Source organism: Amycolatopsis coloradensis (assembly GCF_001953865.1).
Classification (GTDB): Bacteria; Actinomycetota; Actinomycetes; order Mycobacteriales; family Pseudonocardiaceae; genus Amycolatopsis; species Amycolatopsis coloradensis.
On record NZ_MQUQ01000006.1, the window covers coordinates 148,335 to 161,741 of the forward strand.

At 69.1% G+C, this 13,407-nt stretch carries 5 protein-coding genes; all 5 read right to left on the reverse strand.

What is annotated here, in order from left to right:
* Positions 1–1,847: condensation domain-containing protein (locus BS329_RS44540; RefSeq protein WP_143253025.1), on the reverse strand; the 1,847-nt coding region annotated here is incomplete at its 3' end.
* On the reverse strand, positions 1,844–8,089 hold the full coding sequence (locus BS329_RS44125) for a non-ribosomal peptide synthetase (RefSeq protein ID WP_244197147.1): 6,246 nt from the start codon (positions 8,087–8,089) through the stop codon (positions 1,844–1,846). The genes BS329_RS44540 and BS329_RS44125, both read right to left, overlap by 4 nt.
* Before the next feature lie 2 nt (positions 8,090–8,091).
* Positions 8,092–10,050, reverse strand: coding sequence for an ABC transporter ATP-binding protein (locus BS329_RS14155; RefSeq protein ID WP_076160585.1), 1,959 nt, complete (start codon positions 10,048–10,050; stop codon positions 8,092–8,094).
* A gap of 232 nt (positions 10,051–10,282) precedes the next feature.
* Positions 10,283–11,350 carry a prephenate dehydrogenase gene (locus tag BS329_RS14160; protein ID WP_076160587.1) on the reverse strand — a complete coding sequence of 356 codons (1,068 nt, stop codon included), beginning with the start codon at positions 11,348–11,350 and terminating at the stop codon, positions 10,283–10,285.
* 26 nt (positions 11,351–11,376) lie between these two features.
* Complete coding sequence (locus BS329_RS14165) at positions 11,377–12,342, reverse strand: ParB/RepB/Spo0J family partition protein (protein WP_208619209.1); 966 nt, start codon at positions 12,340–12,342, stop codon at positions 11,377–11,379.
* Between the last annotated feature and the right edge of the window lie 1,065 nt (positions 12,343–13,407).

Here is a 13,407-nt window from a genome sequence, read left to right on the forward strand (position 1 = left end):
GCAACGCCCTTCGGCGTCCCCGTCGAACCGGACGTATACATCACGTACGCCAGATCGTCCGCGCCGATCGGGACCGGGGAAGCCGCGCCCTCGATGGCTTCGTCCACGATGATCGGCGCGTAGTCCGGCGGCACCACGTCCGAGGTCTCCGCGCGGCACACCACCGCCGTGACCGAGGAGTCGGCCAACATGAACGCCACCCGGTCCGCCGGGTAGTCCGGCGCGACCGGCACGAACGCCGCTCCGGCCTTCCACACCCCGAGCCAGGCCGCCAGCACCTCGGCCGACCGTTCCAGCACCACCCCGACACGGTCGCCGCGTCGCACGCCCCGCTCCGTCAGCGCCCCCGCCACCCGGCCGGACCACTCGTCGAGTTCCGCGAACGACCAGACCCGGTCACCCGCCAGCACGGCGGTCGCGTCGGGTGCCCTTTCCACCTGCCGCCGGAACAGCTCCAGCGCCGACGGCGCGGCCACCGCGTCGCCGGTCTCGTTCCACCGCGCGACGACCAGCTCGCGTTCGGCGTCGTCCACCACGTCCAGCCTGCCGACCGGCGCCGCGGGCTCCTCGATCATCCGCTCCAGGACCCTGGCGAGCCGGTGCAGCGCCTGCTTGGCGACGTCGGCGTCGACCACCTCCGGTTGGTACTCCAGGACGGTGTCCAGGCTCTCGCCCGGCAGGACACCCAGCGTGAGCGCATACGGCGTCGCCTGGTGGAACTCCCGCAGGGTCAGGCTGAGACCGCTCGGGGAGTCCGCTTTCGTCGCCGGGTCGGCGTAGTTCTCGAACACCACGATCGTGTCGAAATCCGCGCCCTCCAGCTTCTGGATCTCCGGCAGGCCGAGGTGGTGATGCGACATCAGCTCGGACTGCCGTTCCTGCAGTCCGGTCAGCAGCTGGAGGACCGACTGCCCGCCGTCCAACCGCACGCGCACCGGCACGGTGTTGATGAACAGTCCCACGACCTGCTCGGCGCCGGGAAGATCCGCCGGACGCCCCGAAACCACCGCGCCGAACACCACGTCACGACGGCGCGCCAGCCGGGACAGCACCACCGCCCACGCCCCCTGCACCAGCGTGTTCAGCGTCAACCCGTGGCCGCGGGCGAACTCGACGAGGGCGGACATGAAGGCGGGTGAATGGCGCAACACCTCACGCTCCGGCAGTTCCGACGCCGGCCCGGACCGGTCGCGGACCGCGAGTTTCGACGCGTCGGCGCCCGCCAGTTCCGCCTGCCACGCCGCCCGTGCCGCCTGCTTGTCCTGCCTGCCCAACCAGGCCAGGTAGTCCCCGTAGGAACCCGCGGGCCGCGGCATCGTGGCGACGCCGCCCGCCGCGTAGATCTCGAGAAGGTCCGCCTCGAGGATCGCCCGCGACCATCCGTCGATGAGCAGGTGATGGCTCGTCGTCACCAGGCAGTGTTTCTCCCGGCCGAGCCGGATCAGCGTCAGCCGCAGCAGCGGCGGCTTCGCCAGGTCGAATCTCCTGAAGCGTTCCTTCTCCGCGATCGCGTCGATCTCGGCCTGCGCGTCTTCCTCGGCCAGGCCGGACAGATCGAATTCGGCCCAGGGAAGTTTCACTTTCCGGGTGATGAGCTGGACCGGTTCGCCGGTCTTCCGCCGCTGGAAACTCGCGCGAAGCGCCGCATGCCTGCCGAGGAGGGCTTCCCAGGAGATCCGGAACCGCTCCGTGTCCAGTGGCCCGTCGATGATCTGCGATTGCTGGATGACGTGGATGTCGGGAGCTTCGTCGTCGAACGAGGCGTGATAAAGCATTCCCGCCTGCATCGGCGACAACGGCCAGACTTCGTCGAGCGCCGATCCGGAGGACGTGGTCGAAGTGGTCACGATGTCTGCCCCTCACTGAGTTCCGCCGCCAATGCTTCGAAGCTCTCGATCTCGTCCTGGTCCAGATCCACGAGGCCGAAGTCGGATGCGGTGTGTCCACCCGCGGCGGGATCGTCCGCCTGCCGGGCGAGCCCGGACAACATGGCCAGCAGTTCCTGGACCAGTCGTTCGATTTCGGGCTCGCCGATCAGCTCGTCCTGCCATTCCATGACGAGGGTCAGTTCGGGACCGTTCGGCAGATCCTGGACGATCGCGTTGACTTCGATCGCGTGCGGCAATTCCATCCCCGGTTCCATCGCACTGCCCATTTCCCCGACCAGTTGCCATGTTCGCCGGTCACTCTGGTCACCGGCGACGAACCGGCCCAGGTAATTGAAACCGATCCGCGACGACGGCAGTGCCGCCAGGACCGGACCGGTCTCGGCGTTGAGATAACGCAGCAATCCGTAGCCGAGTTCGTCGCCGGGCACCGCCCGCGACTGCTCCTTGACCACCTTCAGCAGCGTCCCGGCCGCCGCGTCCCCGGCGAGCGCACCGGCCAGATCGATCCCGGCCACGTCCAGCCGCACCGGACGCGTACTGGTAAACCAGCCGACCGTCCTGGACAGGTCCATCCCCTCGACGGGATGACGGCCGTGACTTTCCACGTCGACCAGCACCGTGTCCCCGCCGCGCCAGCGCGCCACCGCCCCGGCCAGCCCCGCCAGCAGGACTTCGTGCACCCCACAGTGGAACACCACCGGAGCCCGCCCCACCAGCACCGCCGTCTCCGCCGCCGGGATCGCCCACGACCGCGAACGCGGACCGGCACCCGCGACGGCGGCCCGCTCCGGCCGTCCCTGACCGAGAATCTCTTGCCACGCCGCCAATTCCGCCGTCCGCTCGGCGGAGACCGCCCAGTCCTGAAGCAGCCCCGCCCACCGCCGGAACGACACTCCCACCGGTTCCAGCGCCGGTTCCCGTCCCGCGATCGCCGCGTCGGCCGCCTGCCGCAGATCCGACAGCAGAACCCGCCACGACACCCCGTCGACCACCAGGTGATGGGCCACCACGACCAACCGGCCCACCTCGCCCGGCCCGGCGTCCACCCAGACCGCCTGGATCATCACGCCCGCCGCCGGAGCCAACCGGCCGATGGCATCGCGTTCCGCGGCCTTCACCGCCTCGTCCAGCGAGTCGTCGCCGGCCTCCACGCGGGTGACCACCCCGGCCACCTTCAGCGACCCGGGCGCACCGACCACCATCCGACGGCCGTCCCCACCGTCGACGACCCGTGCCCGCAGCATGTCGTGCGTGTCCACCAGCGCCGTGAACGCCGCCGTCAACGCCTTCTCCGTCAAATCCGGCGGCGTGGACACCACCACCCATTGCGCGAACCCCGGCGCCACGACGCCGTCCCCGAACATGCGCATCACCGGCGTCAACGCGACTTCGCCGACGCCGTCGGCCACCGTGGCGCGCGCACGGTCCGGCAGCGGCGTTTCCCCCACCAGCTGCGCGAGCCGTTCAGGGGTCCGGTGCTCGAACACCTGCCGCGGGGTCAGCGAGATCCCGTCGCGGCGCGCGCGGGCGGCGGCCTGCATCGAGGAGATCGAATCCCCGCCGAGCTCGAAGAAACTGTCCTCGACCCCGACCCGCTCCAGACCGAGGACCTCGGCGAACACCTCGCACAGGATCCGCTCGGCCTCGGTCGCCGGCTCCCTGCCCGCCGACTTCGAGGAGAAGTCCGGTTCCGGCAACGCTTTCCGGTCGATCTTCCCGTGCTGTGTCAGCGGCAGGGCGTCCAGCGCCAGCACGGCCGCGGGTACCATGTACAGCGGCAACCGGGCCGCGAGATCGTCGCGCAGCGCCCGCGGATCGACGTCGCCGGGCGACACGTAGGCCACCAGGCGGCCCTCGTGGACGGTCACCGTGGCTTGGGTGACCTGAGGGTGGCTGGACAGGGCGAACTCGATCTCGCGGGGTTCCACCCGGAACCCGCGGATCTTGACCTGGTCGTCGGCCCGCCCGGCGGACACCAGCTCGCCGTCTCCGGTCCAATACGCCAGATCGCCCGTCCGGTACATCCTCTCACCGGCGACGAACGGGTCGGCGACGAACCGCTCGGCGGTCAGCGCCGGACGCCCCAAATAGCCGCGGGCCACCCCGATCCCGGCCAGGTACAGCTCACCGGTGACACCCGGCGGCAGCGGGCGCAGGAACGCGTCGAGCAGATAACCGCGGGCCCCGGCGATCGGCGCCCCGAACGGGATCACCTCTCCGCCCGGCGCCAGCGGCATGCTCACCGTCGCGCAGATCGTGGTCTCGGTCGGCCCGTAGGCGTTGATCATCCGCCGTCCGGCCGACAGCCGGTCCACCAGGCCGGGCGGGCACAGTTCTCCCGCCGCGGTCACCGTCTCCAGCCGGTCCGGGATCGTGTCGGCGGTGGCGAGCACCGACGGCGGAGCCTTCACATGCGTGATGTCCCACCGTTCCAGCGCGTCGGTCAGCGACGCGTGCGGCGGCAGATCCCGGTCCGGCGGCATCACCAGCGTCGCCCCCGCCAGCAACGCCATCATCACCTCGGACACGATGGTGTCGAAGCCGAGCGCCGCGAATTGCAGGACCCGGGACGACGACGTCACGGCGAGCCGTTCGATATGCGCCATCGCCAGGTTGCCGAGGCCCGAGTAGGTGACGACGACACCCTTCGGCGTTCCGGTGGATCCCGACGTGTAGATCACGTACGCCGCGTCACGCATTCCCACCCGGGGCAAGACCGCGCCCGGGGCCGCCGCGAGGTCCAGTTCGTCGAGCACCACGATCCGGCCGCCGAACTCCTCCGGCACCGCCTCGCGGGTCTTTCCCTGGCACACCACCAGCATCGGATCGGCGCTGCCGAAGATCAGCTTCACCCGCTCGGCCGGATACGCGGGATCGACCGGGACGAAGACGCCGCCTGCCAGCGACACCCCCAGCATCCCGATCAGCCACCACGCGGACCGCCCGACCACCAGGCCGACGTGGCGCTCCCGCTCGACCCCGCGGGCACGCAGGACGGCGGCGAACCGCGCCGCCCGGTCCCACAGTTCCCCATACGTCAGTTCGCCGTCGCCGTCCGCCACCGCCACCGCGTCCGGCCGGTCCGCCGCCATCCGCCCGATCAGCGACGGCAGCGGCTCCCCGTCCAGCAACGCCGGATCCCAGCGAGGCAACGGAATCTCGCCCATGCCGGTCCGTCCCACGAGACCGGACGGGTCGGCGGTCACCGCGCCGAGCGCGCCGGCGAACCATTCGAGGAGCGAGTCGGCGACGGCCTCGTCGATCTGCCCCCGCCAGTAGGCGAGCTGGATCCTGAACTCCTCGCCCGGGATGACGCCGACGGTGACCGGATAGTGGGTCCCCTCGATCGTGCCCAGATAGGCGAACTGGTCGGCGAAATCCCTCGGATAGTTCTCGAACACCAGCAGCGTGTCGAACAGCGCGCCCGGCCCGGCGGTGTTCTGGATGTCCGTCAGCCCCAGGTGCTGATGGGGCATCATATCCACCTGACGGCGTTGCAGGCCGGTGAGCATGTCCACAAGGGACTCTTCGCCGTCCAGCCGCACCCGCACCGGCACCGTGTTCATCATGAGCCCCGGCATCGACTCGACACCGGGGAGTTCCGCGGGACGACAGGCGACCGTGGTGCCGAACACCACGTCGGTCCGCCGCGCGAGCCGCGCCAGCACGATCGCCCACGCACCCTGCACCACCGTGTTCAGCGTCAACCCGTGGTCGTGGGCGAACTCGTTCAGGCGGGCGTAGAGATCCTTCGGAAGATAAGTGACGCGGTAGTCGTAGTCCGTCACGGAGTCCGATTTGGCGACCAGCGCCGGAGTGTCGATGCCGGACAGTTCCGCCTGCCACGCCACGCGCGCCGCGTCCTTGTCCTGCCGCTCCAGCCAGCCGAGATAGTCCCGATAGGACGCTGCGCCGGTCCGGTCCGGGAAGTGGCCACCGGACGTGTAGGCCGCGGACACCTCGTTAAGGATGACCGCCACCGACCAGCCGTCGGTCAGGATGTGGTGGTTGACGATCAGCAGCCGGTGCCGATCCTCGCCGACCCTGGCCAGCACCAGCCGGAAGAGCGGTGCCTTGGTGAGGTCGAACCGTTCCCGCTGTTCCGCCGCGGCCACGGCGTCGACGGCCGCCTCGATGTCGGCCGCCCCCGTCAGGTCGACCTCGCGCCACGGCAGGTCGACGCGCCCGGCGACGGCCTGCACCGTCTTGCCCGACGCGAGCCGGTGGAAGGTCAGCCGAAGCTCGGCGTGCCGGGCGAAAACCCCTTCCCACACCGACCGCAGCCGGGGCACGTCCAGCGGTCCGGTCAGTTCCACGATCCACTGGGTCTGGTAGATGTCGAGACCCTGGTCGTCGAGGGTCGACTGGAAGAGCAGTCCCGCCTGGAGCGGCGCCAGCGGCCAGACCTCCTCGGCACCGGGAACGGTGATCGCCAGTTCCGCCTCGTCGTCCGCGGTCAGGGTGATCAAGGGGCCGTCGACCGGCCTGTCGACCGGCACGGCACGCGCCGTGGCCGCCAGCCGTCCGGGGGTCTTCTCCTTGAAGATCTGGTCGGGCGTCACCAGCAGACCGGCTTTGGCCGCACGGGCCGCCAGGCGCACCGCGAGGATCGAATCCCCGCCCAGGTCGAAGAAGCCGTCGTCGGCACCGGCTCGTGCCACGCCGAGCACCTCGGCGAACAGTCCACACAGGACGCTCTCCGTCTCGGTGACCGGTTCTCGGCCCGCGGCCTTCGCGGTGAAATCGGGGGCGGGCAGCGCCGTCCGGTCCACCTTGCCGTTGCCGGTCAGCGGCAGCGCGGCCACCGGGAGCACCACGGCAGGCACCAGGTACTCCGGAAGCACCGCCGCGAGACGCTCGCGGACGAGGACGGGATCCGCGTCGGCGACCACGTACCCGATCAGGCGGCCGTCGATCGGCACCACCACGGCCTCGTGGACGTCCGGCTGAGCGGTCAGCGCGGCCTCGATCTCACCGGGCTCGACCCGGAACCCGCGGATCTTCACCTGGTCGTCGGCCCGGCCCCGGAACAGCAATTCGCCGTCGGTGGTCCCTTGGGCGAGGTCCCCGGTCCGGTACATCCTCTCGCCTGGCGCGAACGGATCGGCCACGAACCGCTCCGCCGTCAGCCCCGCCCGGTCGAGGTAGCCGTCCGCCAGACCGGCGCCGGAGAGGTACAGGTCGCCGGTCACTCCCGGCGCCACCGGCCGCAGCGACGCGTCGAGCACCCGCGCCTGGCGTCCCGGGAGCGGACGGCCGATCGGCAGCACCGAACCCAGGACGTCACCCGGTTCGAGCACGTGCCAGGTGGCGCACAACGTCGTCTCCGTCGGGCCGTACAAATGCCGGACCCGCACCCCGGGGCAGACCTCCCGCACCCGCTCCACCGCGCGCACCGGCACCGAATCACCACCGGTCAGCACCTCGGCCAGCCCCGCGAACGACTCCGGCGATTCCTCCGCCACCGCACGGAAACTGCCCGCCGTCAAATGCACCCGCGTCACCCCACCCGCGACCGCCTCCCGCAAACGACGAGCATCCACCGCACCCGGCTCCGCGATCACCACCCGCGCACCCGACACCAACGGCACCCAAATCTCACACAACGACGCGTCGAAGGAATGCGGCGCATGCATAAGAACCGCGTCACCGGACCCCATCAACCAACCAGGATCCCCCACCAAACCCGCGACACTCCCATGCGGAACGGCAACGCCCTTCGGCGTCCCCGTCGAACCGGACGTATACATCACATACGCCAGATCGTCCGGGCGCACCGTGACCGCCGACGGGTCGTTCGCGTGATCGTCCGTGACGACGATCGGCCTGATCCCCTCCGGTACGCGATCGCGCGTCGTGATCGAGCACACCGTCAGGGACACACCCGAATCCGCCAGCAGGAAGGCGATCCGCGGCGCGGGATAGGTGGCGTCCACCGGTACGTACGCCGCCCCCGCCTTCCAGACGGCGAGCAGCGAGACCAGCAAGTCCGCCGAACGGTCCAGCATGACCGCGACCCGGTCGCCGAGGCGGACGCCCTCGCCGATCAACCGGCCGGACAACCGGCAGGCGAGTTCATCGAGTTCCCGATACGTCAGAACCCGGGCCCCGTCGGCCACCGCCACCGCGTCGGGTGTCCGGTTCACCTGCCGGGCGAACAGATCCAGCACCGTCGGTGTGGCCCCCGCTGCGGAACTCATCGTCATCCTCCGTGAAGGCCGTAGAACACCGGCTCGGGCTCCGGCTCGTCGTCGAACCCGGTTCCGTCGCGGTCCGCCTTGGTCCCGTTGCTTTCCGGATTGGCGAACTGCGTGTGGTAGAGCTCCGAATAAAGCCCGCCCGCGGCCAGCAGTTCGTCGTGCGTGCCGCGCTCGCGGACCCCGCCGCCGTCGATCACGAGGATCTGGTCGGCTTCGCGGATCGTGGACAACCGGTGGGCGATCACCAGCGAAGTGCGGTCGCGCAGGGCGGTCTTGAGCGCCCGCTGGACCGCGGCCTCCGACTCGGAGTCGAGGTGCGCGGTGGCTTCGTCGAGCACGACGATCGACGGCGCCTTCAGCAACAGCCTGGCGATCGCCAGTCGTTGCTTCTCCCCGCCCGACATGCGGTAGCCGCGATCACCGGCGACGGTGTCGAACCCGCTGGGGAGAGACTGGACGAGATCCCAGATCTGGGCGCCCTTGCAGGCCTCGATCAGCTCCTCCTCGGTGGCGGCCGGGCGGGCGTAGAGCAGGTTTTCCCGGATCGTGTCGTGGAAGAGGTAGGAATCCTGGCTGACCACCCCGACCGATTCGCGGAGCGAGTCGAAGGTGAGGTCCCGCAGATCCTGTCCGCCGACGCGAATGGTTCCGGAGGTCGGGTCGTACAGCCGGGTCACCAGATGGGTGATGGTGCTCTTGCCGGCGCCGGACGGGCCGACGAGCGCGGTGAGGGTTCCGGCGGGCACGTGGAAGTCCACGCCGCGCAGGACATCCGACGTCACTTCCCCCCGCCCCTTCGCGGCCCGCACATGCTCCAGCGACGACAGCGAGACCTCGTCCGCGGTGGGATAGCGGAACTTCACGTTCTGGAACTCGATGTCCGGTGTCACGTCCTTCGCGAGCTCGACCGCCTCGGGCTTTTCCTTGATCAGCGGCTTCAGATCGAGCATCTCGAAGAACCGGGAAAAGGCCACCACGACGGTCTGCGCGGTCTCCTGCATCCCGGACAGCTGGGTGATCGGCCCGAGCAGCCGCGCGAGCAAGGTGGCGATGGCGATCAGCGTGCCGAGCTGGAACGCCCCGTCGAGTACGAGCCCGCCGCCGATGCCGTAGACGAGCGCCGTGGCGAGCGAGGCCATCAGCGTCATCATGACGAAGGACATCCGGCCCCAGACGGAAAGGCTCACCCCGAGCTTGCGGATCCGCCCGGCACGGTTCTCGTAGTCGGCCATCTCCTCGTCCGGACGGCCGTAGAGCTTGGAGAGCATCGCACCCTGGACGTTGAACCGCTCCTGGAGAAGACCGCCGAGGCTGGCGTTGGCGTCCATGATCTTCCCGGTGCGCTGCCCGATGAGCCGTCCCACGTAGACCCACGGCACCAAAAACAGCGCGATCACCACCAGCGTGACGACGGCGACGAGCCACGACAGGTAGATCAGCTCGGCCAGTACCAGCACGACCGCGATCGCGCTGGTGGCGACCAGCAACAGGTGGCCGAACGTCTGCTGCGCCATGATCACTTCGGTGTGCAGCCGGTTCACCAGCACTCCGGTCTGGGTCCGGGTGAAGAACGCGATCGGCAGCCGCCGGACGTGGTCGAGCACCTGGGTCCGGATGTCGTAGGTGACCCCTTCCCCGATTTTCCCCGCGATATAAGCCGAAACCAGTGACAAGCCCGCGCCCAGCACGGCGAGGAGGGCGGTCAGGCCCGCCATCCAGAGCACGACGTCGAGGTCGTTCTTCAAGATGCCGTTGTCGATGAGCTCCCTCATGATCAAGGGGGTCGCGACGATGGCGACGGCCTCCAGCACGGCGATGAGAACGAAGAGCGCCACCTTCCCGATGTGCGGGCGAAAGTAGCCGAGCACTCTGCGCACCGTCCCCGGGCGGATCTTCGTCGACCAGGGATCGGGGTCGTCATCCCTCGGGTTCGGTGCGCCGAAGCGCATCACTACGTCCATACGGTCATTCCTCCCACGCGCGAAGTCCGCGATCTCAATCGTGCTGAATCGTGCCGATGTCCACGAGTGGGTCCAAGCGAACATCTCCGTGATCACACGGAAAATTCCCGATGACCGTCCACAAGCGACTCATCGTCCGGATGCCGTCTTGGGCTGTCGAGGGGTACCGGTCAGTGCCCCGATGTCGCCTTGGGCGCACTCAGTGCCCCCAATGCGACATCGGGAGCAGCAACTAACGCGGCACGGGCGGAACGTGCCAGCCGTGGAACCGGAGTGCCTCGGCGAGCTTGCCGGTGTCCTCCGGGCGCACGGACATCTCGGCGACACCGACCGGCAGCCCCGTCGAGTGCTCCAACCGGATGTCCTCGATGTTGACGTCCGCCAGCTCCGCCGCGTTGAACAACCGGGCCAGCTCCCCCGGCCGGTCCCGCAACACCACCTGCACCACGGCGAAATCGCGCACCGGCCCGCTGTGCTTGCCGGGGATCCGGCCGTGGCCGTCCACCCCCCGCCGCAGCAGATCCAGCACGTCGTCCCATTCGCCGGACCGCAGCGCCGAAGCAGCCGAGGCGAGGTCGGCCGCGATCCGGTCGAGTACCCCGGCCACCGGCAGGGCGTTCCCGGCGAGGATCTTCCGCCACAGCAAGGGATTTCCGGCGGCGATGCGGGTCACGTCGCGCAACCCCTGCCCGGCGAGGCTCAGCGGCACGTCACCACCGCCCGCCAGGCTCGCCGCCACCGCCGACGCCACCACGTGCGGGGCGTGCGACACCAGCGCCACCGCCGAGTCGTGCTCGGCGGCACCGACGGTCACCACGTTCGCCCCGCACAGCACGACCAGCTCCCGCGCCAGCCGCAGGGCATCCGCTCCCGTCTCGTTCCCGGGGCAGAGCGCCCAGGGCCGTCCCAGGAACAGATCGGCGCGGGCCGCGGCCGGACCGGATCGCTCCCGGCCGGCGAGCGGGTGCCCCGGCACGAAGGAGGTCAGGTCACAGCCAAGCCGCTCCGCGTCCGCGATCGGATCGGCCTTGACACTGGCGACGTCGGTGTACGCCCGCGCCGCCCCCTCTTTCTGCAACCCGGCCAGCCGTTCCCCCACCAGATGCGGTGGCACGGCGATCAGCGCCAGATCCGTTTCCTCGCCGATCCACTCCTGGCCCGCGCCGAGTTCGCACGCCAGCCGGACGGCGTGCGCGTCGACGTCGGAGAGATAGACCGCCACGCCCTTCTCACGAAGGGCCAGCGCGGCCGAGGTGCCGATCAGACCAGTGCCGACCACAAGCGCCTTCTCGATGGGCACCGCTACTCCTTATGCCGTTTCACGGGTCATCCCGTGGCGAGATCGGTCGCCCGGTTCTCCAAGTGATCCGCGAACCCCGCCCAGACCCGGGCATGATCTCTGGCGAACCCGGCGACCACACCGTACAAATGCGGCGGAACACCGTGCAGAATTCTTTCCCACTCCTGCCCGTCCATGGAATGCATGGAGAGCATGCGCAGCAGGATCCGGCCGACTTCGCTCAACCGCAGCGCGGGATCGGCCTTGAGCTGCTCCAGCACGACGAGACGTTCTCGATCCACGGCCCGGCCGATGTCGGGTTCCGCCCGGCCGAGCGGAAGCGGTTTGGTCCGCAACCTCCTGCTCCCGTCCGGCGTCGGGCTCTCGCCACGCTCCAACCGGCCGCGCACGTCCCGGACCGTCTCCGGTGAGATGCCGACCTGCTTGGCGACCTGCCGGAGCGAAAGGCCCGGATCACTGCGGATGAGGTCGGCCGCGTGTCTTCTCCTCTCCGAACTGTCGACAGGGCGGATACGCCCGTCTCGCCCGATCCTGGCCTCGTTTCCGGCGTCTCCTCCACATTTGCGCAGGTCGGCCACCGTACCGGCGGAAATACCGGTCGCCGACGCCACCCGCCGATCGGACCACTGCGGATGCGTCCCGATGATCTGGACGGCCGCGCGTTTGCGATCGGCGAGCGAGAGCGGCAGGCCGTGCCGGATGTTCGCCTCGACGGCAAGGACGAACGCGTCGGACTCGGCGCCGTCGATGAACCTCGCCACGATCGTCGTGTCGCCCCTGACCCGCGCCGCCTTGAGCCGGTGCAGGCCGTCGACGACCCGCATCGTCGGTCGGTGAACGAGAATCGGCGGGAGTTCCCCCTCGGCCGACAACAGTGTCTCGACGTGTTCCGGATCTTCACCAGAGGTTCTCGGCGAAGACACGGAAGACAACCGGGACAGCTCGATTTCGACAACCGGGAGAGCGAATATGTCAACCCTCATCGGATCCACCTAGCCCCCATTGGATCTTTATCCGTCCACTTGCGGTACGGCAGAGAACCGCACCGTCCAACTGCTTAGCCACGATGGTTGGACACCACGAACCCGTTCGCACAAGCGCCATACCGTGCGGCGGGCGCCCTCGACGTTGAGGATCCCGATGAGCGCCACCGGTCAGGCCCGCCTGTCGACGGACCGCCTTCCCGGCCTCCCAGATGACCGGCGGTGGCGCGTACTCCGGAGGACTACCGAAGCTCTTGCTCGACGACCTCGGCCAGACCAAGGCCAAGGCCCGTTTGGACACACCGCGTGAGGACAGGCCGGAACCGGCTCAGTGGTTCCGACGGCTGGAATCTGCGCTTGCCCTGTGGTCGCGAGTGAACCCCGCGCCCCCTCAGTCCCCAGTGAGTGCACACCTGGACAGCATGGCACGACCAATCCTTGTCGGCAATTGACGAACAATGGGGATACCTCACAGCGAAGGTCTTCACCCAAGGTCTTCGTTCAAGATCGACTCGAGAACCTACGCTTTTCGTATCAGCGCGAGCGAAACCAGCTAGGCTGTTCGCCGTCCTGATTAGGCCGTTCGCAGGTCTCTTTTTTCCGGTCTCGACGATTCGGCCGGGGCGTTTTTGGCCCAGGCGAACGGTTCTCTCCGTCCACCTTGGCCGGGATTTCCTCCGTGCGGGTGATGCAGAGAGTCCGAACCGGCCGGTATGGCGAGGTCACCAAGCGCATTCGCCATCAGGGTTCTCGCTTTGCTTTCTCGCCCGTCGCCCGATACTCACCGCTCGGTAAAGCGTCAAGGTCCATTAGTGGGTAACCAACGAAAAGGGACCCACGAAGACGAAAAGGGCCCTTTCATCCTGATGGCGGTTGCGGCGACGAGGCCGCCGTGTGGGCTCAGGGGAAAAAGAACCAACCACCGGATGTCTCGTCGCGAAGCGAGGACGACACCGTGGAGAGGGCGACAGGAGGCCCGTCAAGCGTCCAGCCGGACAGTGCGGCGCCGCAGCGCTCGGCACGTACGCGAAGACCCCTTCACCGCGCCCAACACCCCGCGCCGGAGGTTCATGC